The sequence below is a fragment of the Paenibacillus hemerocallicola genome, assembly GCF_006265175.1.
GTDB lineage: Bacteria > Bacillota > Bacilli > Paenibacillales > NBRC-103111 > Paenibacillus_AB > Paenibacillus_AB hemerocallicola.
The window spans coordinates 18,026-42,503 of sequence record NZ_VDCQ01000026.1 but is presented as its reverse complement, the minus strand read 5'-3'; the positions used below and the strand labels follow the sequence as shown (position 1 = coordinate 42,503).

Genomic DNA, 24,478 nt, shown 5'->3' with positions numbered 1-24,478 from the left:
TTAATACGTAAGTCCCGCGTACAACGGGAATTGAGCCGTGAGTTCTTTAACCAGGCCGCGCGCTTGGTTGTGCGCCGATTCGCTGGTCGGATTTTTGAGCGTAAGCGCGATGATTTTGGCGATCGTTTTCATAGCCGCTTCATCCATGCCGCGGGAAGTCGCCGCAGGCGTACCGAGGCGGACGCCGCTGGTCAGCATCGGCTTGTTCGGGTCGAACGGAATCGCGTTCTTGTTGCAAGTTATGCCTACTTCGTCGAGCAAGTGCTCTGCGTCTTTGCCCGTCAGATTGATGCTGCGCAGGTCAACCAGCATGAGGTGGTTGTCGGTACCGCCGGACACGAGATCGAGGCCCTCGGACAGCAGCGCTTCGGACAACGCCTTGGCGTTGTTGACGACTTTTTGCGCATACGTTTTGAACTCCGGCTGAAGCGCTTCTCCGAACGAGACCGCTTTGGCCGCAATGATGTGCATCAACGGACCGCCTTGCGTGCCGGGGAAAACCGCTTTGTCGATCGCCGGCCCCCATGCTTTGCGGGTCATGATCATGCCGCCGCGCGGACCGCGAAGCGTCTTGTGCGTAGTCGTCGTCACGAAGTGCGCGTGCGGTACCGGGTTCGGATGGAGCCCCGCTGCGACAAGACCCGCGATATGCGCCATATCTACCATGAACAGTGCGCCCACATCGTTGGCGATGGAAGCCAACGCTTCGAAATCGATGACGCGCGGATAGGCGCTGGCGCCGGCTACGATCATTCTCGGACGGTGCTTGAACGCCGCTTTCCGCACTTCGTTGTAATCGATGCGGGAATCGGTCTCGCTGACGCCGTATGCGACGAAGTTGTACAAAATGCCGGAAGCATTGACCGGGCTGCCGTGCGTCAAATGACCGCCGTGAGCCAAGTTCATGCCGAGCACCGTATCGCCATGATTCAATGCCGCGAGATAAACGGCCAAGTTTGCCTGGGCTCCGGAGTGCGGCTGTACGTTTACATGCTCGGCTCCGAAAAGCTCCTTCGCGCGGTCACGGGCGATATCTTCGACGATATCGACGTATTCGCAGCCGCCGTAATAGCGTTTGCCCGGATAGCCTTCGGCGTATTTGTTGGTCAAGACGGTACCCATTGCCTCGAGCACGGCTTCGCTGACGAAGTTCTCGGATGCGATCAGCTCGATTTTGTCACGTTGGCGGTTAAGCTCCAAACCTAGGGCTTCTACGATTTTCGGATCAGATTTGCGCAAATGTTCCATATACGATTCCTCCGCTCATTTATACAAGGTTAAGTAAATAATGAATTCCTTAATCGCAGCTGTCGCGCGCTGCCTCGGCCCGCTCCGAAGAGTAAACGGCCCGCTCGCCCCCGATCAGCTTCGGCCGCGTGTAGGCCATATTGACATGCGCGTGTCCGATCGATCGGATCGAAGGACGCGCCGGAACGGCGACCCGGCGAAGGTGCATGCCGATCAGCGTATCGCCGATATCCAGACCGGCATGGGCCGATATCGTTTCTACGACGCACGCGTCCGTCAGGTGACGATAAGCGTAAGCGGCCATGGAACCGCCTGCTTTCCTCACCGGAATGACGCTGACCTCCTCCAATTGAGGATATTTCCCCAATATCGCCCGTTCCACTACAAGCGCCCGGTTCAAATGCTCGCAGCATTGGAAGGCGGGATACAAGCCGATATCCCGCCGAACGGCCTCTACCGCTTGAAAAATCTTCTCCGCAACTTGCTCCGTTCCCGCCGTACCGATGCGGCGGCCCATTACTTCGCTGGTGCTTGTCCCTATTACGACGATTTGTCCGCGGGACACTTTACCGATCTCGACGAGCTCGCGGAGCACCGTCTCGACATCGGCGCCGATCCGATCGGGATCAGGCTGCTGGACGGTTATTCCATTGCCCGGTTCCGAAGCGGAATATGCTCCGCCCGAGCCGGCCGCTCCATCCGTCTGCATGCATAACAACTTATATAAGAACGTATTGCTCACGGAAAGCCACTTCCTTCCGCAATCGCCATCCGATACATAGGTTTACGGATGAAGCGCGTATTTATCTTCGAGACGCTTGATTTTGTCGATCCGATTTTGGTGGCGGGGTCCTTGGGAAAACTCGGTTTCCAGCCATACTTTCACGATTTCAAGCGCAATGCCCGGTCCAATGACCCGTTCGCCCATCGCCAGCACGTTCGAATCGTTGTGCTCGCGGGTCGCTTTCGCGGAAAACAAATCATGGACGAGCGCACAGCGTATGCCCGGTACCTTGTTCGCGGCGATCGTCATGCCGATCCCCGTCCCGCAGATGAGAATGCCTTTGTCCGCAGCGCCTGCCGCCACTTTCTCGCATACCGGAAGCGCATAGTCGGGATAATCGATGGAGTCGGTGCAATTGCAGCCGAAATCCTCCACTTCGTGTCCTTCGGATTGCAGCACCTTCACGATCTCGTCCTTCAGCCGGAAACCCGCATGGTCCGCGCCGATTGCAATCTTCATTTCTGTTCCCTCCGTTCCCTTCATTGAAACAACCCGTATTTAGTATAACCCCCGGAATGCGAAAAAAGAGCGCGCCGCGCGTTTTGCAAGAAAACGCAGCTGCTCTTTGCCCAGGCGACCGGCCGTATCTCTCGATGCTCCATTGTGGTTGTATCCACTCGTCGCCAGTTACATCGAGTCTGAATTTATACTTTCATCATAACGTATTCGGTTACCGCTGTAAAGACGATTCAGCCAACATCGGGCTCGCCGATCGGTTCAATTCGGGTCCGTTTGCCGCAGCTTGCGGATCAGCTTGATCAAGTAGGCTTCAATCTCGGCAGCGCTTTTCTCGTACGTCGCCCGATCTCCTCCGTACGGATCGACAATGTCGAAGCCGGGCATTCCAAAATCCAGCTGACGGACTTGGCGAAGCTCCTCTTCTGTGATTCTTTCACCCAGGGCGCGCTTGATTTGCAGCTCGGAATGAAGCCGCTGACGTTCGGCGATCGCTTCGGCCACGGACGGGTCGTCCTCGGCGAATTCCTTCAGCGTGTACACCTTCTCGACCGTTTCGGGGTAACGCCGGATCAGCGTTTCCTTATGCCCTGTCGTCATCGTCAAGATCAAGTCCGCCCACGATACGGTCTGGTCCGTAACCGCGCTCGAAGAAATTCGGTCCAAGACGCCTCTGCCCTGCAAAATGTCGGCCGAATGCTTCGAAATGGGGGAGCCGTCCCACGCGGATACGCCGGCCGACCGAACTTCGCAGCTTAAGCCTTCCCTTTCCGCCAGTTTGCGGAATAACCCTTCCGCCATCGGACTGCGGCACGTGTTGCCCGTACATACAAATAAGATCCGTTCGTACATCCGAACCTCCCCTTTCGAGTAAGACGTCCACCATCTATTGTACCTCATGGGAGTTTTTATATCAAAAACCGGATGCCAAAAGCGAGTAAAATAACCCCGCCGAGCGCCTCTCCGTATTCTCCGATCCAATGGCCGGCCTTTCTCCCGAGCAGCAGGCCGAACACGGACATCGCACCCCCGAACGCGCCGAACATAAGCACCGTAAAGAGCAGATCGGTGGCAAACATGCCGAGCGATACCCCGACTGACATCGAATCGATGCTGACGCTGAGCGCAAAAAACAGCAGCCCCCACAATGTGCGGTGATCGAACGATTGCACCTCCGGTCCTTTGAACGAGCTGAAGATCATATGCGCCCCGAGCAGCACCAGCAGAGCGCCTCCGGTTATGGTGGCCACGTTGCCCAGCAGCGATCCGACATAGTGCCCCATAAACATGCCCATTAGCGGCATGATAATGTGGAACACCCCGATGACGAAGCTGATCTTCAGAATATCCAACAGCCGGATCCCTCTAAGCCCGATGCCGATCCCTAGGGAAAAAGCGTCCATTCCGAGTGCGATGGCCATGACGATGATCGTAATCAACTGGCCTGTCCCAGCCGCAGCTGCTGCCATCCTATCTCCTCCATGTCCACATGTTCCTAACCAACATATGCGGACAATCCCGGAAACATTCAGGCTTTGGAAAGGTTAAACCTTGACGATTCGGTGGCCGGCGGCTTTGTTTAGCCGGTTCATGACCGCAAGTCCGATTCCATCCGCGGATTCGTAGCCTTCGGCGATAATGTACGTAATCCCCGCTTGATCGAACCGGCGCAGCGCAGCGTACAGCTCTTTGGCAACGGCATTCATATCGTTCGCCCTGCCGCAGCCCATAACAAGGTCGGCCTCGTAAAGCTCCGCGTGCTCGAGTACCGTCAGCACCCCAGTCTTCTCGCCCGATCGCTTCGCCTCGGCCAGCGACTCGCGTACCCACGGCACGGTCCGTTCCATCTTGCCCTGAACGACCGTAAGCCTCCCTTGAGGCGCGTAATGCGCATACTTCATCCCCGGGGAACGAGGGGCTTCCGTATCCTCCGCTCCCGTCTCGGACGTCACCTCCGCGTCCGGCACCACGCGCCGCATATCAGCTACGGTAACTCCGCCCGGACGCAGCACTCGAATACGTCCTCCGTCCCTTTCGACAACCGCTACTGTGGACTCCAGTCCGACTCCGGTAGGCCCCCCATCCACGACACCGTCGATGCGCCCGTCCAGGTCGCCGTGCACATGCGCGGCTGTCGTCGGGCTCGGACGCCCGGAACGGTTCGCGCTGGGCGCGGCGATCGGACAGCTTGCGGCACGCAGGAGGGAAAGCGCGACAGGGTGGTCCGGCATGCGCACCGCAACCGTATCCAGCCCTGCCGTGACGCGGGGAGAAACGGTGCCTGGCCGCGCCGGCAGCACCAATGTCAACGGCCCGGGCCAAAAGGCATCCATCAATCGCCGCGAAATCGGGTCGACTTCATCGACCAGCTCGTCCAATTGCTCCATATCCGCTATATGCACGATCAGCGGATTGTCCGAGGGCCTTCCTTTGGCAGCGAATATCGCTTCTACCGCCTTCGAATTGCCCGCGTCCGCACCGAGACCGTAAACCGTTTCCGTAGGGAATGCGACAATCCCGCCTTGCGCAAGTATCGCTCCCGCTTCCGCCAAGAAAGGATGCGCCGAGGACGCATCCGGTTCCACACTCCAGCTTCTCGTCATAAAGTCCCATCCCTGCTTCCGCTTGTAGGCGGGACTCGCCCGCCCATCCATTTGTTTTGCCATTATAGCATTATAGCGCGTACCGGCAAGATCTGTCACGTAATCTCACACCCCCGTACAGACCGGGCGATAAATGAAAAGGATGCGCCGCGCGCATCCTGGTCCAACCGGTATAATTGCATTAAGCCAATAATCCTTTTACGAATGAGATAACTTTCACCAATACTTCCAGAAGGAAAAACTTCACTTCGACTTGCGGTCCCGAATCAGTTGCCTCGGCTGCGGCATCGGCCTTGACCGGAGCCATTGCGGTCTTCGTCCCGTCGGCAGCCTTCTTGGCTACGGCGACGCCGGCATTGCCGTCCACGAAGCAAAGCGGGGGAAACAGCACGCACCACCAGTTTTGACCTTCCCCTTTGCCGAGCGTGATGCGCAGCGCCTCGTAATCGCCCGCCGGGTATACTTTATTGCCGTATATTTTGGCCGGGAACGGAACTTGTCCGATTTCGACCGTATAAGCGTAGTTGTAGCCGTTTTGCGTCAACACGGCACCTACCAGCGATTCGAGCTCCGCCAAGTGCAGATGTACGGCGTTTCGGGCCGCTGCGATTCCTTCCGGCTCGGTGACCCACTCGCCCATTTGGCGAATGACCTCGTCACGCACAATCCGTTTCACCAGTTGATCGTTAGGGGCGTCCGAATTGGCCAATATGCGAAGCCGGATCGACTCTTCCGGAATTCCCGAATCGAGCAAGGCTGCTTGCGTGCGGTTCGAATCCCAACAAGTTACCATGACGATAAGTGCAAAAGCGACGAACCAATAAGACCGGAATGATAACCGTTTCACCATATGTAAAAACCCCTCTTTCGTCTTCCTGTTACCCAGTATGGACAGACGAGAGGGGGCTTAAACCTATGAATCTATGAAATGTTGCGCAAACCTATTACATGACGCTCGATGCCCGCCAAGTCGGGAACGATGACCAGCTCATCCCAATATCCGCGGTCGCGGAGCAGGTCCGCCACTTCCCGGGCCTGCCCCTGGCCGAGCTCGAAGCCGATTACGGCCGGGGGATTAGGCAGCCGGTCCAACTGCTCCAGTATACGGCGGTAAAATAGGAGGCCGTCCGCCCCCCCGTCCAAAGCAAGGACCGGTTCGTGAAGCCCGACTTCGGGCTGAAGATGCGGGATGTCGCCGGATTCGATATAGGGCGGGTTGGATACGAGAATGTCGATCGCCAGTCGCTCCCCAATGTAAGCCTCCAGCAAATCGCCGCGGAAAAAGGTTACCCGCTCGCCCACTCCGTTGGACCGGGCATTGCCGCGCGCCACCTCGATAGCGTCGGCAGAGATATCCGTAGCCGTCATGTTCCACGAGGAACATTTTACGGCGATCGTGACCGAGATCGCTCCGCTGCCGCACCCGATATCCGCTACGAGGGGACTTCCATTCGGCCATAACCGCCTTCCGGCCTCAATCACCTTTTCCACGAGAAGCTCCGTTTCCGGCCGCGGGATGAGGACAGCCGGCGTTACCCGGAACGGCAAGCCGTAAAATTCCTGCTCCCCGGTAATATACTGAACCGGCTCTTTCCGCGCTCTCCGCTCCAGCATCCGGTTCCACCGTTCACGCCGCTCCTCGGGAAACGCTTCGCTCCATCTCATGAAAAATTCGCTCCGATTCAGGCCGAGCAAGTGCTGCAGCAGCCATTCCGCGGACGTTTCCCCGTCTTCCACTCCCCGATCGCGCAAAAAAGAAGAAGCCTGCAGCCAGGCTTCCCGAATGGTCATTGCCGCGATAGGGCCCGGACCGGAGACGCCGGAATGCGCGGCATCGGACATGTCGCCTTTCCGTTCGGACATTCCGTATCCGGTTCCTTTTTCCGCATCGTTCATGACCGTATTACTCTCCTTTTTCCATCAGCTCGGACTGCGCCTCCAGCGTGAGTGCGGAAATAATTTCTTCCAAATCGCCGTTCAGCACCTGGTCGAGCTTGTGCAGCGTCAAACCGATCCGGTGATCGGTAATGCGGCTTTGCGGGAAATTATAAGTGCGAATCCGCTCGCTGCGGTCTCCGGTGCCGACTTTGCTTTTCCGTTCTCCGGCATATTTCGCGTCCTCTTCCTGCTTCAGCTTGTCGTATATTCTCGCCCTCAGCACCTGCATCGCCTTGTCTTTGTTCGAGTTTTGCGACTTGCCGTCCTGACAGGAGACGACGATGCCCGTCGGCAGATGGGTTATGCGAACCGCCGACTTGGTCGTATTGACCGACTGTCCTCCGGGGCCGCTGGAGCAGAACGTATCGATGCGGATATCGTTCTCGTGAACATCCACTTCGATCTCCTCCGCCTCCGGCATGACCGCGACCGTCGAAGTGGACGTATGGATCCGCCCGCCGGACTCCGTCGTCGGTATGCGCTGCACCCGGTGCGCCCCGCTCTCATACTTGAGCTTGCTGTAGGCGCCGTTTCCGCTGATCATGAAGACGATCTCCTTGAAGCCGCCGAGATCGCTCACGCTCGTGTCGAGCACTTCCGTGCGCCAGCCTTGCGTATCCGCGTAGCGGCTGTACATCCGATACAAATCTCCGGCGAACAGAGCCGCTTCCTCTCCGCCTGCGGCGCCGCGGATTTCGACGATCACGTTTTTGTCGTCGTTCGGGTCCTTCGGCAGCAGCAGCACTTGAATAGACGCTTCCAACCGCTCCTTGAGCTCCGCCAGTTCGTCAAGCTCCTGCTTCACGAGCTCCCGCATCTCGTCGTCCAGCTTTTCGCCCTGCATGACCTTCGCCGCTTCGTACTGCCCCACTACGCTTTTATATTCCGTATACGCCTGATAGACGTCTTGCAAATCCGACTGCTCCTTCGAGTATTCCCGAAGCCGCTTCGAATCGTTGACGACATCCGGATCGCAGAGCAGCTCGCTCAATTTATCGTACCGATCCGCCAATGCCTGCAGCCGATCCAACATTTGCCCTCACCTCCACCCTGTGCCTTTCATCGTTGCCCATACTTAATCCTTATATCCCCATGACGCAAAGGCAAGCCTTGCAGCCTCCGTCTCTTTAGCAGCGTATTACACGTTAAAGCGGAAGTGCATGACATCCCCGTCCTGCACCACATATTCCTTGCCCTCGAGACGAAGCTGCCCTCTTTCCTTGGCGGCATTCATCGAGCCACTGTTCACGAGATCGTCGTATCCGACAACTTCCGCGCGGATAAAGCCGCGTTCGAAATCGGTATGGATCACGGCGGCGGCTTGCGGAGCCTTCGTTCCTATGCGGATCGTCCAGGCGCGAACTTCCTGCACCCCGGCGGTAAAATACGTATATAGGCCAAGCAGCTTGTATGCGGCGCGGATCAACCGGTTCAATCCGGACTCGTTCAATCCGAGCTCCTGCAGGAACAGCTCCTTGTCCTCGCCTTCCAGCTCGGCGATCTCCGACTCCACCTTGGCGCTGATCGGTACGACTTCCGCTCCGCCTATCGCGGCATATTCGCGCACCTTCTCCACGTAAGGATTGCCGTCTGCATTGGCCGCCTCCCCTTCGCTGACGTTAGCCGCATACAGCACCGGCTTCATCGTGAGCAGGTGAAGGTCGCGCACGAGCAGCTTCTCCTCATCGGACAGCTCGACGCTCCGGGCCGGCTTATCGGCGTACAATGCTTCTTTGATACGCTCGAGCGTTTCGACTTCCTGGGCGTACTTCTTGTCGCCGCCCTTCATATTTTTGCGCGAACGGTCGATTCGTTTCTCGATCGATTCGATGTCGGCGAGAATAAGCTCGAGATTAATCGTTTCGATATCGCTGATCGGATCGACCTTCCCCGATACGTGCGTAATGTTCTCGTCCTGAAAACAGCGGACGACATGTACGATCGCGTCCACCTCGCGGATATGCGCCAAAAACTTGTTGCCGAGCCCTTCGCCTTTGCTCGCGCCCTTTACCAGCCCGGCAATATCGACGAATTCAAATGCGGTCGGCACGATGCGATTCGGCACGACAATATCGGCCAGCTTCTGCAGACGTTCGTCCGGCACCTCCACGACGCCGACGTTCGGATCTATCGTACAAAACGGGTAATTGGCCGATTCGGCCCCCGCTTGCGTAATCGCGTTGAACAAAGTGGATTTCCCTACGTTGGGAAGCCCGACAATCCCAGCCTTCAATGCCATGAAACGATACAACTCCTCATTTACAAACTGAACACACCCATCATTATATAGCACGCCCGAACGATATACAATGACAGCTCCTGCCCGATCCGTGCCGGATTAAGGGTTATACCGAGCATTTCGCGGGACAACCCCACTCTTATCCACATTCTATTCACAACACCTGGGGAGTTATCCTCATTATATCCAAAGGTTATCCACATGTTAATAACATTGTCTGAATATTCTCATTCCGGTTGTGCACAGACTTAGGTCAAAGCCGGAGTCCTGATTTCGAGGAAAACGCTGGCGGAAAAAACGTCCTTTTATTTTGCCGCCGGTCCGGATCACGACTGTCCGCCATGACTTTCCAGCCCCCAGGAGCCCGTGTCGCGCACCTTCTACCGAAATTTACTCCCGAAAAAGATGGACCGACACGCCTTTGGCGAGCCAATCTCCTATTTCATCTCGCTCCCGGAGCAGGCATGCTTCTTGATTCAGAGGAGGCGTTGTCCTAAAATAATGGGGGCAATACAACTTCTCATGCGACTTTATCCCCATATTTGCAAATGTTATCTACAGCTCTTAGCCAGTTGTCCACAATGTTATCCACAGCATGTTAACAGAATGGACGTTCGCACTTGTGCACATGGGAATAATGCGAAGGAAAGGACACCGAATCGATGGACGATCACGAGCTGTGGATGGAAGAAGCGATACTGGAAGCGAGAAAAGCGGAGGCTCTGCGGGAGGTCCCGATCGGAGCGGTTATCGTGAAGGACGGGAAAATCATCGGGCGCGGCCACAATTTGCGGGAAACGTCGCTCGACCCTACCGCCCATGCGGAAATGATCGCCATCCGCGAGGCTAGCGAAGCGCTCGGCGCTTGGAGACTGCTCGATTGCACGCTGTACGTCACGCTCGAGCCTTGCCCGATGTGCGCGGGCGCCATCGTGCAGTCGCGCGTCAAAACGGTCGTATACGGAACGCCCGATCCGAAAGCGGGCTGCGCGGGTACGCTGATGAACTTGCTGCAGGAAGACCGGTTCAATCACCGGGCCGAGCTCGTCCCGGACGTGCTGCGAGAGCGGTGCGCCGCCCTGCTGACCGATTTTTTCCGGGGATTGCGGGGAAATAAGACGCTTTAAGGGAACCGCCGGAACATAAGAAAAACGTCTATCGACGTATTTCAAGGATGAGCGACCGCGATTTAGCGGTAGTTTTCCTTGGTTCAGAAACTCGCACTTCGCTTTAACGCTTTAGCGAAGTTAAACTTTCTGAATCGATAAAAATAACCCCACAAAGTGGGGCTTTTGCTCCAATGCTCATCCAGATACTTTGTGTGGCACCCGACACTTATAAATTCTATCCTGAGCCGTACCTCTTATGGGAAACGGCCTTCGTCGCGTATTGTCGTATCGTCCCGAATGGTGCCCCGGCCCTATTGCTTACCTGCCGTCCGCTCCCTCCATTCCGGATTAATGATCCCGTAATAGATGATGGACGTGATCTGCTCGCTGACCGAATGAATGTCCTCGAAGGACGCGAGCATTTCCGGACGGGCAAACAGCTCCTTCAATCCGAGCATAAAAACCATCAATACGTGCGGAGAAACGTCTTTGCGCAGCTGGCCGGACTGCTGGCCCCGGAAGATGAGCTTCTCCGCCTCGGGGATAAGGTGCTCCTTGGAATAGGAGAACATCCTTTGTGCCAATACCGGGTAATATTCCAGCAAATCCTTCATGAACAGCTCGGAATACGGTTCCGCATCCCAGAAGCGGGCCATATTTTTCAGAGCGCCTATGGCGTCATCCGCTTCGCCGACCATTCTCCGAAACCGGTCGTCCCAGTTCGACAGCAGCCTGTCGACGACTTGATCGAGCAATCCCTCTTTGCTTTGAAAATAATTGTAGATCGTCATTTTCGATACCGGGACGGCTTCCGCGATCTGCTCCATGCTCGTATTCTGGATGCCGTTCTGCCGAAACAGCGTGCTCCCCGTCTCGATGATGCGCTCCCTCTTGCTTTTCACCCGCAATGGTCCTCCCCTGCAACGCGAACAAAGTTCGTCCGCAGCAGTCTAGACGTCCTGGCGACGGAACAGCGTCCCTCCCAGCAATAAGCCGCAAACGTATATTCCTAAAGTAATCGTTATACCGGACGCTGTCAAGGCATGCGACGTAACGATATCGTCGGCGGCAAAAGCCCGGAACAGGCTGATGCCGGACAACCAGCCCAGGCCGTCGCTCATGCCCGCGACCATGTTGAACAAAAACGATACGATCACGATTCCGATCCCGATCGAGAGCGCGGACCGCTCCGAACGCAAAAACACGGTAACGACATACCCGATGCCGGTAAAAGCCAAAACCGTCAAATACCCCGCCACCCCCAGCCATATGATAACGCCGGGCTCCTCCATGCCGTTATTGCCGCCAAAAGCGAGGACAACGAGCGTCCCGAGCGCGGTCATAGCGGTGAGCTGCAGCCAATGCGCAGCGGCTTTGGATACGAATATCGTCCATCGGCTATAAGGCAGCGCGAACAACATCTCTCCCGTTCCCTGATCCCTTTCCTTGACGATCCCGGTACTCGCCCATATCGCGCCGAACGCCCCGGCCAGCAGGACAAAAAACATATAAGGCTCGCCGCTCATCCAGCCTTCGTACGTCCCCATCAAATCGATCCGGATCCCGAACCCCTCCAATAAAGAAGGAGGCAGCGAATGAAGCTTGTCGAGCAGCACGTCGTTCTCGGTATAGATTTTGGCCGCTCCGCCGAACATCGCCTGAAACAGCAGGACGACGGCCGTACTGATCATCCAGCCGCGCCGGCCCAGCAGCAGCTCCTGCGATACGAGATTCCATTTCATCTCGCGCTCACGCCCTTTCCGTAATACTCCATGAACAGTTCTTCGAGCGAAGGCTTCGCGATCGAGATGTCCGCAATCTCGAATTGCGATAAGAAACGGAGCGTCTCATGGATAGGGAGCTGTGTGGCGAAATGGTGGACGCCGTCCTGGAACGCAACATCCGGATCCAGCTCGGCAAGCCGGAATCGTTCGATACAATTGCCCTGCTCCGCGAAGCGGACGGCGTAATTTCGCCGGCTGTGGCTCGCCAAATCGGCGACTTGCTCGGTCCGTACCATAATCCCTTCCCGTATGATCGCTACCCGGCTGCACAACTTCTCCACCTCGGACAAGATGTGCGTTGAGAAAAAGATAGTAGTGCCTCCCTCGTTCAATTCCTTCAGCAAGTCGAAAAAAGCATGCTGTACGAGCGGATCGAGCCCGGACGTCGGTTCGTCCAGAATAAGCAGCTTCGGATTGTGGAGCACGCTCAGCACGATGCCCAGCTTTTTGCGGTTCCCGAGCGAATACGTTTTGACTTTCTGGTTCATATCGTACTGCAGCCGTTCCGCGTATTCGAACGCCCGCGTCCGCTTCAGCTCCAGACCGTAGGACCGTGCCGCGAATTCAAGCAGCCGTTTGCCCGTCATGTCTTTGTACAGATTGATTTCCGAAGGAAGAAAGCCGATTTTTCTTCTGAGCTCAGGCATTTCACCGCGGACTTGGCGTCCGAACAAATAAATTTCGCCCGCGGTCGGATTGGCCAACTGCATAATCATACGTATCGTTGTAGACTTTCCCGCTCCATTCGGTCCAATGAACCCGAATATTTCCCGTTCCTCGATATCCAGGTCGATATCCTTAACCCCACGCTTCACGCCGTAATTTTTAGTAAGCCGGACCGTCTTGAGAACACTCACGAGCTCCACCTCGTTTGTACTTATATTGATATACAAGTACATATTATTCCGAAATCAAAAAAGAGTCAACATAATTTATACTCGATGTGACTCGAAAGTATAAAATATGTTGACTCTCCACTCATTCTGCCGTTATTGCAAAATAGCCTCGATAGTATCCAACGCTTCAGCCGGAATGCTCACTCCGGACGCTTTGGCGTTCTCGGTTACTTGCTCCGGTCGGCTCGCCCCGATAATCGCGCTGGAGACGTTCGGCTGCCGCAGCACCCAGGCAAGCGCCAGCTGCGACAAGGTCAGATCGAGCTCCTGCGCCACGTTCCGCAGCCGCTCCACCTTGTCCAAATTCCCTTCGGTCAAATAGCGCTGAATCGCTTGTCCGCCGCGCTCTTGGGCAGCCCGGCTATCCTTCGGCACTTCGCCCGCCGGCTTGTATTTTCCCGAAAGCACGCCTTGCGCGAGCGGGGAATACACGACTTGCCCGATTCCGTATTTCAACCCGACCGGGATGATTTCTTTCTCGATATCCCGCCTTAGCATGCTATACGGCGGTTGACTGGCTACTATTCGATCCGAAAGCCTGCGGTCGGCGATATGGATCGCTTCCGTCATCATCGCGGCGGTCCAATTGCTCACACCCACGTACAATACTTTGCCTTGCCGGACCAAGTCGTCCAGCGCCCGCAGCGTCTCTTCGATCGGTGTCGAAGGATCGGGACTGTGGCAGTAGTACAAATCGATGTACTCCATGCCGAGCCGCTTCAGGCTCGCATCGCATTGCTCCATAATATGTTTGCGGGACAACCCGCGGTCATTCGGACCGTCGCCCATCTGTCCCCATACTTTGGTAGCGAGCACGTACGACTCGCGCCGACAGCCGCCGAGCGCCTCGCCTACCACCTTCTCCGCCTCGCCGCGCATATAGACGTTGGCCGTATCGAAAAAATTGATGCCCGATTCGAATGCGAGCTGCATCGTATGTATAGCCTGCTGCTTCTCCACATACCCGCCGTATGTCAACCAACTGCCCAAACTGATCTCGCTGACTTTCAATCCTGAACCGCCCAATCTCCGGTACTTCACCTTCATCCCTCCCTGACAGGTTGTTCTATCCGGCAGCGTGCCGACATGAGAATGCCGGGTACGGCTATCGCCTCCCGAAAACGTTAAACGAGCCGGAAACCCAACCCGGGCCCCGGCTCGTTCCTCGATACGATTGTACCACACGATCGCTTACTGTACCATTTGCTTGATCTTGGCGTCCGTTTCGCGGATATGCTGCTGCATAAGCATATTTTGCCTTAGCAGCGTCTCCAGCGTCGCGGACAGCTGCTGCATCGTCGCCGACGATTGCTCGCTGACAGAGGCGAAATGCTCAGTAGATTCCTGGATTGAATCGTTTGCGCTGCGCACGGCCCCCATCATGTCGTTGTAGCCGCTAGCCATCTCGTTCAGCTCGGTGACCGAGACGCTGATTTCCTGGAACGCCTGACGCGTGTCCAGCGTAACCGCCGCGTTATGCTTCATCTGCTCCGCAATGCGTGTCATGCTGCCGCTGGTGGCGGCGGCCTGCTGCGATACGACTCCCAGCTTCTGCGATATTTCGTCCGCGGATTTTCCGCTCATATCCGCCAGCTTGCGAATTTCTTGCGCCACGACGGCGAACCCTTTGCCGCTTTCGCCGGCTCTCGCCGCCTCGATCCCCGCATTCAGCGACAGCAGGTTCGTCTGCTGGGCGATTTGCTGGATCGATTCGTTAAATCGGGTCACTTCCTGCAGCGTCTGGGTCAAATCGGCTATTTCGCGGGACATCGTTTCGATGCTCTGCTGGAATTCGTTTGTCACGCGGAACATCGTGTCCATTTTATCGCTGCCTTCCATGCTTCGCTTGCTTGTCCCATCCGTCTTGCGCTTCAGCTCGTCGAGCGAATCGAGCATATCGCCTATCATCCGCCCCGTCTCCTGAACCGACCGGTTGATAGACAACGTAGAATCGACCTGACTGTTCGCCCCGCTGGCGATTTCCTGGAACGCCGTGCTCATTTCCGCGAACGAGCCGCTGTTTTCCTCGCTGGCCGTGGCGATCAACGACATATTCGAGGAAACTGCCGCAGCATTGGCAAGCAGCCGCTCCTTGTCGTCCTTTTGCTGCGCGAACAGCTGCCCCGCCTCGACGCCGAACGCTTCCAGCTTCTTGGACATTTGGGTGGCGACGACGAGCAGCATAATTAGCATCGCACAAATCAATATGTAATAAATAAAGACGGTCGACTCGTTTCCGGCTATGCCCGGAGCCCCGTTTTGGGTGATGACGAAATAGGCGAGCAGGGAGCTGCTAGTTACCAAACTGACGATGGTAGGCCATAAGCTCATATATACGGCCGCAAGAATAAGGCCGTAATAGACGGCAAACACGTTGCTGATCGACTCGTTCTGCATGCCTGTCACGAAAGAAATGGCGGCATTGCCTATTATCGCTATGTACGGGAGCGCGTAGGGGTACCGATTTGTAAAATGGAGCAGGCCGAATACGACGAGCAGGCCGATGAGCAGGCCCATGACGACCCAGGAATTCGACCCTTCGGTCTTCGCCGCCCCGCCAAGCGCAACAATGCTCAGCATGGCCAAAAGGCACGTCACCGTCAATGCCGCGAAGACGATTCCGTTTTTCCGCTTCATAATTTGAAGTTTGATCGACTGTTGAATATCCACGCCGCACGTCCTACGCCAAAATAGTAACATCCATAGTATACTCGTAATTTGTCGAATATGCGAGCGCTTCCACGAAAAAATAACAACAAACGAAGCTGCCTCCGGGCCGGCACCTCATCTGCGTCAATATACGATTTTTCGCTTCAGGCCGTCCATATTCTCGATGCGGATTTGCTTGTTCTGGATCGAGATGATCCGATCGTCCTGCAGCTCCTGCAGTACTTTCGTCACCGATTCCCGCACCGTTCCGACCATATTGGCGATTTCCTGATGAGTCAGCTTGACCGTGATTTGAATCGAGCCGAGCTTCGTCTCTCCGTATTCCATCGACAGCTGGTGGACCGCCTTTAGGATGCGGGTTCTGACATCAAGAAACGTCAAATCGTGAATTTGCTCGTTAGCCCGGCGCAACCGGTTCATCGTCACCTCCAGCAGTCGCAGGCAAAGCGACGGTGATCGTCCGACATACTCGTAGAACGTCGAACGCTTCAACGTAAACACGATGCTCGGCTCCAGCGTTTCGGCATTGGCCGAACGGGTCCCCTCTTTTTGCATGATGGACATTTCACCGAAAAAGTCGCCGCTGCGAAACAACGCGAGCGTGATCTGTTTCGTGTTGTCGATCTTGTAAATTTTGACGGTTCCCGATTTGATGACGAAAAGCTCCTCGCCCGGGTCCTCTTCGAAAAAAATAATAGCATTTTTCTTGTATTTCCGTTCGAAGAACAGGGCCGATATGCTGAGAAGTTCTTCGTCGGTCAAATCCTGAAACAAAGGGATTTTGCGAATGAGATCGGCGACCTGCTCCATACGGTTCTACTCCTTCTTGCTCGGGGGACGAGCTTACTTCGCCGTTGCCTCTCCGACACGGTCGATCATAATGCTCAAGTTGCGTGATAAATCGATTTCATAAGGCTGCTTGAGGACGGCGCCATTGGAGTCCTTCAATACCCGGACAACCGGGCGGTGCTTGTAATCGGCCATTACTTTGGAGACGATTCCGCTTTCTCCGGAGCTTAGCTGGACGCTAAGTCCAAGGGGGAATATCGACACTTTGTTGCGGAAAAATTTAACTTTATCCAAATCATACAACGTTCCGGCTCCCCCGTAAAGGATCTCGATCGCTTGATGGGGCAGCAGCGCTTCGCGATGGGCGCGCGGGTGGGTCAGCGAATCATACGTTTCGAGCAAGCCGACCCATTGGGCGAACGAATGGATCTCGTGCTTCTTCAAGCCGTACGGATACCCGCTTCCGTCCACTCTTTCATGATGCTGCAGCACGCAATGGGCGGCCAGGAGCGGTATGCCGGGCTCATCCTTCAGAAGCTTGAAGCCGTACTCCGGGTGTTTCTTCACTTCCTCGTACTCGAATGGGCTGAGCGTTCCGCGTTTATTCAAAATTTCCCTCGATATTTTCAGGCTGCCCACGTCATGCAGCAGCGCTCCGAGACTGAAGGCGATCAGATCGTCGCCCACGTAGCCCTCGGACATCCCGATCTTGGTCGCGTACACGCAGACGTTCATCGATTTCTGGATAAAATGCTGGGCATAGTCGTTGGACGGAAACATATGCATGTTCATAAGCATGAAAGCGTCGTTCTTGTCGTAGCGCAAATCTTCCATCACCATGCTGACGCTTTTGGAGCATGACCGGAACAATTGCGTGTTGCCGAATCGCGTATCGTAGGAGGAACTGCCGAACGTCTCCATCATGCTCTGCAAGGTCGCGCGGAGATGCATTCTCGTTTCTTCCTTGATGCCTTCCTCGATGAGAATGTCTTCGGTATTCGGATCTTCAATGTATACGTAGTCGATCCCCATTTTTTGCAGCCTGGTAATGATCGTTTGCGTCAGCTGGAACTGGTAGCCGACCAGTATTTGTCCCTCGCTGTTGAATATCGGTTTGCCCAATCTCATCCCGGGTTGACACATGTAGATCGGTATTAGGCGCATAGACGCAGTCCTTTCTACCCTTCATAGTTCATAAGGCCCTGACGGAAGCTTATGTAACGTTAATTATGCCATATCTATCATTTCTGCCTCTGTGAATTTCGAAACAGAATCATTGTGATTTTTGACACTTTTTGATCAATTATTAATCTGTTTTTGATTGACAACTCATATAATTCCACAACTATCCTTTCCTACTATAGCATGATTCCATTGTTCCTGAAATACCCGGCTCCCGCCATACTACGCAACTTTATTCGCCTTGGTGAAACGCGCTGTATGATTATGAAACGTTATGGAGCTTTATGTCTTATTTTGTCGAATAAACTCGCTGCGGTAAATGAAGTTCCGTTCGCATATATGCAGCAGCCGACGCTTCGCCCCTTTGGCCGGCAATACCGGCTTGGCCTTTATACGACGGGCTCGCGCCGCCTGCAGGATCGGCTCTGCCCTATCCGCATCGTTGGTTATGATTTCAACCTTGCCTTCTTCCGGCAGTAAAGAAGTGAGTCTTTGGACCCATTTTTCCTTCGAACCGTCATCACCCTTGTCATAATCGAGCCATATAAACCGCGAACGCAGCATTCCGTACTCGATACGGGCGGCCAGCAGATGCGTCGTTCCGAAAAAGACGGCGATCTGGTGGTAATCCCGCGGCACGTTGACCGCCTGAACGTCCAGCATGCTTCGCAGCGCGCTTAGACGTACATGCATGTCCTTCGCCTTCTCGAATTGCAGACGCGTGGCCAAAACCTCCATCGCCTTCTCCATTTCCCGCGGCACCTCGCCCGGGTCGGCCAACATCCGCAGCGCGTCGCATAACCGCTCGTCATATTGCTCCTCCGACTCCTTAAGCTCGCATACTCCACCGCATTTCCCCAAATAATACCGCATGCACAGACGATCCGGTATCGGCTCGCACGTGCGCAATCGGTAGCTGTCGATGGCGAATTCGAGTGCGTAATTGCGGAAAACGGGGTTTGGAAAAGGGCCGATCAGCCGTTCCCCGCCGTTTCTTCCCGAAGCGGGCGGAGCTTGCCGATCCCGATCGGCCGCCGATAGCCGGGGCAGGGGCTCCTGCGTTACCGCTATGTACGGGTAAACCGAGCTTTCCCGTTTTTTGGCTCGGTTGTAAGGGGGCAGGTAATATTGGATCAGATTCGTTTCCAGCGTCAGGCTCTCGTTCTCGTTGCCCACGATCATGATCTCGATATCGGCGATTTCCTGGACGAGCCTCGCCACCTTGGGCCGATCCGGTCTCGATTGGAAGTATGAACAGAGCCTGCGGCGCAAATTGACCGCTTTGCCGACGTACAGCAGCCGACCGCTCCGGTCGAACATTAGATAGCAGCCCGGCTCCTCCGGATACCGGTCGGGCTCGAAACGATAAAAATCCACGACATAATTCCTCCGGTCGCATAGTACTTTCATCGTAGCAGATGAAGCCGCGGCCAGTCAGCAACTTTTTCAGCGTCTAACGGCAGGGCGAAGCCCCTTGCGCGACGGTGCGCAAAGGGCTTCTAATTTTTTTGGACTTACGGATTGTCAGTACATTCCCGGCAATTCCCGGATCAAGCTTTGAATGCCGGAGCCGATTCGCTCCGCCGCCGACGGCGACACCTTGTCCGAATGCTTCGACAAAGCGTCTAGGAAATCTCCCAAATGCTTGAGCGCCTGCATCGAATGTCCTTTGCTCCATTGGTCCTCGGCCTGCTTCAGCCTGTTATCCAGTTGGCTATGCAGTGGGGAGGCCAGTTCCCCGAGCGCCGCATATTTGCTCAGCAGCTCCTCCAGTGCACGGAACAATCTCGATACCGGAGAGCCCGCCCCGACGATCGCCCAAGAGATATGCCCCCCATAGGAAGCGGTGATGACTGCCCCGCCGCTGCCGGCAGCGGCAATGACACCATTCGCGATCGAGGCGACTCCCGGATTGGACGAAGCGTACGCAGCCAGCAAAGTTACGTCCGATCGGCGCCCGTCCCCGTATACGGCGGTAACGACCGTTCCTCGCTGCGTACCGCTCGCCATGAAATAGACGGGAGAATCGAATTCGATTTTTGCCACTCCGGAAGGATCGAGAACATGAACCGCCCGGGTGATCGGCAGCGCGGTATTGCCCGCCGCATCCGCGACGCGGTACGTTATTTGATACGCTCCCGGCGTGCCCGTGTTTACGAAGCCCGTTGCCTCGATCCGCCCGTTCACGCCCGCGTCGAGGTTGTCTTCCGCCCTTGCGCCCGGATCGGCATAGACGCTGCCGGCCAACAGGGACATTTCCGGACTGCCGTTCAGCTGCAGGACGGGAGGCGTCTTATCGATACCGATAACGGCTTGCTTGATCGCTTCGACATTGCCCGCACGGTCAACGGAACGATACTCGAACGCATGGACGCCTTCCGCCGTCAAGTACACGGAATCGGTAACGGCAGACCAGCTGCCGCCGTTCAGTCTGTATTCCGTGCGATCCACGCCCGATAACGTCTCATAAGTGCTAAAGGTGACCGTCACATCCCGGTCGTTGTACGTTCCTTGGCCGCTCTTGCCGTCGATATGCGCGGTCGTTGACGGAGCAACCAAGTCTTGCGCCCCCAAGTAAGTCAGCGTGTAGTCGCCGGGCGCACCGGTAAAATAGAGCACACCCCCGTCCGCCGTAACTTCTCCCCGAGCCTGCTGCGTACCTCCGGCAATGCTCCAAGAGCCGGCAGCCAGATCCGTAACGATAAATTGCAGCTTCTCCTCGTTGCCGTATACCGAGAACGAAACGGTCCCGCTCTCCCGATCCCCCGACTTGGCGAACAGGACGACGGCATCGGAGACAGCGGCTCCGACCATCCGTTCGGACTCGACCGTGCTGACCGGAAGCGGCGAGGCATTGCCGTTGTCCATCACTTGCATGACGTTCAGGAATCGATCGGTCTCCGCCGGGGCCTGCGGCGACAGCTGAATCCGCCATGCTCCCGCCTCCACCGTATGCTGCCCCGCCGGCCGCGACGGCTCCTGCACATAGTTCGTACCGAACACCTCGAATTCCCGTCCTGGCCCGCCGACCTTCTCGATAACCGCGTTGCCGGCCTGCGGCAGCAGCGTTTCATTGACCAGCTTGCCGGAATATCCGGATTCGGTGCGGGCGATCGTCGTCGTGCCGCCGTTTACTTGCGGTTCTTCCATACTGTGCAGCAGCCAGTACTTTTTGAAATTCGGGTCGGAGGAAACGACCTTGTCGTACACGATCATCGCTGCCGGATGACTGGCGTCCTTCAAGTTCAGGAACAGGAACGAACGTTTGAACTGCTCCACCTTATCCGTATAGGCGGCGGTCAAATCGCCTTTCATATAGCTGAAGGCCGGCGCGTCCGGATCCGGTCCGTATTGGTGACCGACGACGAGGCCGTTATTATAATTTTTCCCGAGCAGATCGTCCAGCTTGACCGCCTCCGCAAGCTTACGCTGCCCTCCGTCGTTGGCCCAATCGCCGTAAAACTTCTCCGCCGGGTCGTAAACGAGCATCGAATTATGCGCAATCGTCCGTTTGTAGTAATGCTTGTCGTGCTCGCTGCCATAAGCGCCGTGCACGCCCTGGTACATGCCCGAATCAATGGCGAGCCCGCCTTTGTAATACAGCTGGAAGCTGCCCATATCGAGATGCTGATGATTGCCGTACTGGTAGTTGCCGATCTTCATCTCGGCCACGACATCGGAAGCCCTTTCCTCCGGGGAATCCATCTCCCAGCCGGTGCGGGCGATCATCGTACCGTACGGGTACCCGAAATACCGGGTTAACGGAAGCTCGTCAACCGGGCTCGCGGGAACGTCCGGATCGGCAAACAAAATTTCGACGAACGGATTGGAGCCCATCGTATGCTGCCGCAAAAACTCGCCCTGCAAATACGGATCTTTGTAATATGAAGCGGCAAGCAGCGGAATAGGCGACGAATATTTCCAATACATGCCCGGCGGGTTGGAGTTTTGCCAGGACGTATCCCCGTCGCGAAGCAGCTGACCGTCGGGCCGGCGCAAATAAAGGCCGCGGTACAGCACGTCCCGCTGCTCGTCCGCGAACACGCCGGGATGCCCCATCCGGGCGAACATCCATTGCGCCCACAGCTCGGGCATCAGTCTGACGCCGAAGCCGTACGAGTCCCCTTGGTGGTGCATGCCGGACAAATACCAGAAGTTTCTCGCCGGTACGAATTCGTTAAAGAAGCGGGCGGCCGACAAGTCGTACATTTCCGGGTCCTCGTCGTATATCGCGATGCCGGCGGCCAGTAAATCCTTCATCAGCATATTTTCGCCCGAATGCCCGGTAATCGAGCCGCCGATCGTCGGAGGATAGCCCATCGACATTTGCCCGGCAAGCTCCTTCAGCTTGACGACAAAGGCCGACTTCTCCTCGGCGGTCAGCAACGGGTAGCACCAGTCGTACGTCACGGAGGCGGCGTGTATCGTCTCCCCGATCGGCCGGAACGTGTCGAGTCCCGCGTATACGGCCGTATCCATGAAATTGAGCACGGTCCGGATCGCCAGCCGGCCGCTGGCCGCATCGCCCGTCAACATATATTTCATCGCATTGTACTCGATCGCGTTTTTCAGCGAGGCCGAGTAGTTGGATTGTCCGACCGGAGGCGGATCCAGCAGCCCCGGCTGCTTGCCCAGGCCGAGGTCGACCAGCCTCCAGTTCTGCCCGTCGCCGGATACATAGATGTCGAAGTAGGAAGTTCGGGTATTGCCGCTGTACCAAGCTATGCCGAGATCGGTTATCGCAGAAGCCGCTCCGAGATCGTAGCGGATCCACTCCTCGACGCCTTCCGCCGACCATCTGGACTCGGCGTCGAGATTGCCGTCGATCGTATTGTTGCCGTCGTATTGCCGGTCCTGGCTGCTCCAATCGGCGCTCAGTACGGGCAGCTTGACCCGCTGGCCGGACGTATCGCGAGCGTATAGTTCCGTTTCCGTAATCGAATTCCATTGATTGGTCGAATTGCCTCTGCCGAACAGCTTGACATAACGGGCATTTTCCGCCGCCGGAAAAGCATAATGCTCCATCTGAAGCGTCGTCCCGCTGCTCCTGCCCGTATACTGCGGAATGTAGGCGAGACCGAGCAGCTTGCTCCATATCGGCTGGAACGCCGGCGTCTGAATTTTCGCCTGCAGCTGCGGGACAAGCTCCGGTGTCACATACAATCGCGGATGGGCGGCCGGGGGCTTCGGCATATTTTGTGCCGTGACATTGCTCTTGACGGGCATCTGCAGAAATGCTTCGGTGTAATGTCCGTCCCTTACCGTTACCGGAAAGGCAGCCGTATAATATCCGGCCTTCATCGCGCGTGCCGAATATCTGCCGTTCGGCACGGTCCGGTCCAGAGTGAACGTGCCGTCCGTCGCGGACACCGCGGCTCCGAGCGCCGTCGTGTAAGCGAGATCGTCGTCGTCGTACAAGGCGATATTGACCCCGGCCAGCGGCTGGAGGGCGCCCGGCACGTATACTTGTCCGCTTACCGTATACAGGACAGCGGCAGTATCCTTCGCCAAAGAAACGGCCCCGATGCCGGTACCCGTTCCGCCGACCTGAACCGTGGCGGTGCCGCGCAAATATCCGTCCTTCGCTGCCCTGACCACATAGCTTCCGTCCGCCATGCTCTTGGAGAATGTATACTTCCCGTTGATATCCGTAACCGCCTTGTCGAGCGGAGTCTCAAAGCCGGTATCGGCGGCATCGTATAGATAGGCCGCCGCCCAAGCGACCGGGGAACCGGAGGGGGTATCCGTTACGGTGCCGCGGACGAGGCTGATCTCCGACACGCTCACCTCGTCGAAATAAATCGTGCCCATGTTGGCCAAGGCGCTGTACAGAAGAACACTGGCCGTTACGGCGCCTTCCGGTGCTACCAGCGTTGCCGTTACGCTGCGCCATTGTCCCGGCGCAGCGCCCGCCGAGGTTGCCTTTTGATCCACCTGTTGGTTCGCGGCGTTGTAGAAGCGCAGATAGACGGCGCCTCCGCCGCTCTCCACCCTCGCTCTCGCTTCGGCCGTATACTGCTTCCCGGGGGTGACCGGGAATTTGTCGCTCTCCATGCCGAAGGAGCTGGCGGACGAATTGTCGTCGATTTTCAGGCTTCGGACGCCGGCAAAGGCCGCCTCCGTAGTCGCCGTCATGCGCTGCTGGCTGCCATAGGCCGCATTCCAGCCCGTCAGTCCCGATTCGAAGCCGCCGTTCGCGAGAGGCACGGATGCGGTCAGGTTGACGTTGTCGAAATAAGCCGTACCTACGTTGACAATGCTCGTCGCAAGCACGACGCTGACTTGAACGGCTCCATCGGGCACGCCGGAAGTGATGCTCACGTCCGTCCACTCCGTCTGAGGTGAGCTTTTATTCGAGAATACGCTGTGCATCATCGTCCCTGCCGCATTATAGAAATACAGGTACACCGAACCCGTGCCGCCGGATAAATACAGCTTGGCCGAGGCCGTTACTTGCTTTCCGGCCGATACGGGATGCCTGTCGCTGATCATGGCGTAGGAGGCGTTGTTCTCCAAATCTTTGATTTTCAGACTGAATCCTCCGGAATATTTGATCTCGCTCGTCACCGTCATGTTGTCGGCATTTCCGTGCAGCCTGCCCCACCCCGTAAGCCCGGAGTCGAAACCGCCGTTCAGCAGCGGCAGCGTCTCGGCACGGGTTTCCGTCGGATATAAGGGGAACATCGTGAATACGAGCGCGAGCAAAAGCAGCCAGCGGCCCAGTTTTTTCATCAATACGATCACTCCTCTTATGGATTTACGACCATCGTTATCGCAAGG

Annotated in this window: 20 protein-coding genes and 1 riboswitch; of the genes, 1 reads left to right on the top strand and 19 read right to left on the bottom strand. The window is 56.4% G+C overall.

Annotated features, from left to right (window positions below; genetic code table 11):
• From FE784_RS18855 to ychF, 10 genes are all read right to left on the bottom strand, one after another.
• Entirely contained in the window at window positions 1–1,248 is a 1,248-nt protein-coding gene (locus FE784_RS18855) for a serine hydroxymethyltransferase (RefSeq protein WP_139603773.1), read from the bottom strand.
• A gap of 49 nt (window positions 1,249–1,297) precedes the next feature.
• Window positions 1,298–1,990 (bottom strand): TIGR01440 family protein, encoded by a 693-nt coding sequence (locus FE784_RS18850; protein WP_246132089.1) that lies wholly within the window; start codon window positions 1,988–1,990, stop codon window positions 1,298–1,300.
• Between the two features lie 42 nt (window positions 1,991–2,032).
• Window positions 2,033–2,491, bottom strand: a complete 459-nt coding sequence (gene rpiB, locus FE784_RS18845; RefSeq protein ID WP_139603772.1) for a ribose 5-phosphate isomerase B — start codon at window positions 2,489–2,491, stop codon at window positions 2,033–2,035.
• A 101-nt stretch (window positions 2,492–2,592) separates the two neighbouring features.
• A riboswitch (ZMP/ZTP riboswitch) is annotated at window positions 2,593–2,673 on the bottom strand.
• Between the two features lie 76 nt (window positions 2,674–2,749).
• A complete protein-coding gene (locus tag FE784_RS18840; protein ID WP_139603771.1) occupies window positions 2,750–3,340 on the bottom strand; it encodes a low molecular weight protein arginine phosphatase in 591 nt (196 codons plus the stop codon).
• 56 nt (window positions 3,341–3,396) lie between these two features.
• Window positions 3,397–3,957 carry a manganese efflux pump MntP gene (locus FE784_RS18835; protein ID WP_139603770.1) on the bottom strand — a complete coding sequence of 187 codons (561 nt, stop codon included), beginning with the start codon at window positions 3,955–3,957 and terminating at the stop codon, window positions 3,397–3,399.
• Between the two features lie 75 nt (window positions 3,958–4,032).
• A complete protein-coding gene (locus FE784_RS18830; protein ID WP_139603769.1) occupies window positions 4,033–5,091 on the bottom strand; it encodes an L-threonylcarbamoyladenylate synthase in 1,059 nt (352 codons plus the stop codon).
• 181 nt (window positions 5,092–5,272) lie between these two features.
• Window positions 5,273–5,941, bottom strand: coding sequence for a stage II sporulation protein R (spoIIR, locus tag FE784_RS18825; protein WP_139603768.1), 669 nt, complete (start codon window positions 5,939–5,941; stop codon window positions 5,273–5,275).
• Window positions 5,942–6,012: 71 nt separating this feature from the next.
• Window positions 6,013–6,933: a peptide chain release factor N(5)-glutamine methyltransferase gene (prmC, locus tag FE784_RS18820; RefSeq protein WP_139603831.1), complete on the bottom strand. Its 921-nt coding sequence runs from the start codon at window positions 6,931–6,933 to the stop codon at window positions 6,013–6,015.
• A gap of 61 nt (window positions 6,934–6,994) precedes the next feature.
• Window positions 6,995–8,062: a peptide chain release factor 1 gene (prfA, locus tag FE784_RS18815; protein WP_139603767.1), complete on the bottom strand. Its 1,068-nt coding sequence runs from the start codon at window positions 8,060–8,062 to the stop codon at window positions 6,995–6,997.
• Window positions 8,063–8,167: 105 nt separating this feature from the next.
• Window positions 8,168–9,268 (bottom strand): redox-regulated ATPase YchF, encoded by a 1,101-nt coding sequence (gene ychF, locus FE784_RS18810; RefSeq protein WP_139603766.1) that lies wholly within the window; start codon window positions 9,266–9,268, stop codon window positions 8,168–8,170.
• Between the two features lie 662 nt (window positions 9,269–9,930).
• Between ychF and tadA the strand changes: the two genes are divergently transcribed.
• Window positions 9,931–10,395, top strand: a complete 465-nt coding sequence (tadA, locus tag FE784_RS18805) for a tRNA adenosine(34) deaminase TadA (protein ID WP_139603765.1) — start codon at window positions 9,931–9,933, stop codon at window positions 10,393–10,395.
• Window positions 10,396–10,688: 293 nt separating this feature from the next.
• Here tadA and FE784_RS18800 read toward each other — a convergent pair whose 3' ends face one another.
• The 9 genes from FE784_RS18800 to hepB all read right to left on the bottom strand — a co-directional run bounded on the left by FE784_RS18800 (window position 10,689) and on the right by hepB (window position 24,430).
• Window positions 10,689–11,279: a TetR/AcrR family transcriptional regulator gene (locus FE784_RS18800; protein ID WP_176706360.1), complete on the bottom strand. Its 591-nt coding sequence runs from the start codon at window positions 11,277–11,279 to the stop codon at window positions 10,689–10,691.
• 48 nt (window positions 11,280–11,327) lie between these two features.
• Window positions 11,328–12,119 (bottom strand): ABC transporter permease subunit, encoded by a 792-nt coding sequence (locus tag FE784_RS18795; protein WP_139603763.1) that lies wholly within the window; start codon window positions 12,117–12,119, stop codon window positions 11,328–11,330.
• Window positions 12,116–13,018, bottom strand: a complete 903-nt coding sequence (locus FE784_RS18790; protein ID WP_139603762.1) for an ABC transporter ATP-binding protein — start codon at window positions 13,016–13,018, stop codon at window positions 12,116–12,118. Before FE784_RS18790 ends, FE784_RS18795 begins: the two co-directional genes overlap by 4 nt.
• A 132-nt stretch (window positions 13,019–13,150) precedes the next feature.
• A complete protein-coding gene (locus FE784_RS18785) occupies window positions 13,151–14,098 on the bottom strand; it encodes an aldo/keto reductase family protein (protein ID WP_139603761.1) in 948 nt (315 codons plus the stop codon).
• Between the two features lie 150 nt (window positions 14,099–14,248).
• Entirely contained in the window at window positions 14,249–15,727 is a 1,479-nt protein-coding gene (locus FE784_RS18780; RefSeq protein ID WP_176706359.1) for a methyl-accepting chemotaxis protein, read from the bottom strand.
• A gap of 123 nt (window positions 15,728–15,850) precedes the next feature.
• A complete protein-coding gene (locus FE784_RS18775) occupies window positions 15,851–16,537 on the bottom strand; it encodes a Crp/Fnr family transcriptional regulator (RefSeq protein ID WP_139603759.1) in 687 nt (228 codons plus the stop codon).
• 33 nt (window positions 16,538–16,570) lie between these two features.
• The gene (locus FE784_RS18770) at window positions 16,571–17,644 is read right to left on the bottom strand and encodes an HD-GYP domain-containing protein (protein WP_176706358.1); all 1,074 of its coding nucleotides are present in this window, start codon (window positions 17,642–17,644) and stop codon (window positions 16,571–16,573) included.
• 336 nt (window positions 17,645–17,980) lie between these two features.
• Window positions 17,981–19,075: a GIY-YIG nuclease family protein gene (locus tag FE784_RS18765; protein ID WP_176706357.1), complete on the bottom strand. Its 1,095-nt coding sequence runs from the start codon at window positions 19,073–19,075 to the stop codon at window positions 17,981–17,983.
• 147 nt (window positions 19,076–19,222) lie between these two features.
• Window positions 19,223–24,430 (bottom strand): heparin/heparin-sulfate lyase HepB, encoded by a 5,208-nt coding sequence (hepB, locus tag FE784_RS18760; RefSeq protein ID WP_246132095.1) that lies wholly within the window; start codon window positions 24,428–24,430, stop codon window positions 19,223–19,225.
• Window positions 24,431–24,478: the final 48 nt, after the last annotated feature.

Bases quoted from the DNA above. Each gene is read 5' to 3' on its own strand.
- FE784_RS18855 (WP_139603773.1), bottom strand. From the start codon at position 1,248: ATGGAACATTTGCGCAAATCTGATCCGAAAATCGTAGAAGCCCTAGGT.
- rpiB (WP_139603772.1), bottom strand. From the start codon at position 2,491: ATGAAGATTGCAATCGGCGCGGACCATGCGGGTTTCCGGCTGAAGGAC.
- FE784_RS18840 (WP_139603771.1), bottom strand. From the start codon at position 3,340: ATGTACGAACGGATCTTATTTGTATGTACGGGCAACACGTGCCGCAGT.
- FE784_RS18835 (WP_139603770.1), bottom strand. From the start codon at position 3,957: ATGGCAGCAGCTGCGGCTGGGACAGGCCAGTTGATTACGATCATCGTC.
- FE784_RS18830 (WP_139603769.1), bottom strand. From the start codon at position 5,091: ATGACGAGAAGCTGGAGTGTGGAACCGGATGCGTCCTCGGCGCATCCT.
- spoIIR (WP_139603768.1), bottom strand. From the start codon at position 5,941: ATGGTGAAACGGTTATCATTCCGGTCTTATTGGTTCGTCGCTTTTGCA.
- prmC (WP_139603831.1), bottom strand. From the start codon at position 6,933: ATGTCCGATGCCGCGCATTCCGGCGTCTCCGGTCCGGGCCCTATCGCG.
- prfA (WP_139603767.1), bottom strand. From the start codon at position 8,062: ATGTTGGATCGGCTGCAGGCATTGGCGGATCGGTACGATAAATTGAGC.
- ychF (WP_139603766.1), bottom strand. From the start codon at position 9,268: ATGGCATTGAAGGCTGGGATTGTCGGGCTTCCCAACGTAGGGAAATCC.
- tadA (WP_139603765.1), top strand. From the start codon at position 9,931: ATGGACGATCACGAGCTGTGGATGGAAGAAGCGATACTGGAAGCGAGA.
- FE784_RS18795 (WP_139603763.1), bottom strand. From the start codon at position 12,119: ATGAAATGGAATCTCGTATCGCAGGAGCTGCTGCTGGGCCGGCGCGGC.
- FE784_RS18775 (WP_139603759.1), bottom strand. From the start codon at position 16,537: ATGGAGCAGGTCGCCGATCTCATTCGCAAAATCCCTTTGTTTCAGGAT.
- FE784_RS18770 (WP_176706358.1), bottom strand. From the start codon at position 17,644: ATGAGATTGGGCAAACCGATATTCAACAGCGAGGGACAAATACTGGTC.
- hepB (WP_246132095.1), bottom strand. From the start codon at position 24,430: ATGAAAAAACTGGGCCGCTGGCTGCTTTTGCTCGCGCTCGTATTCACG.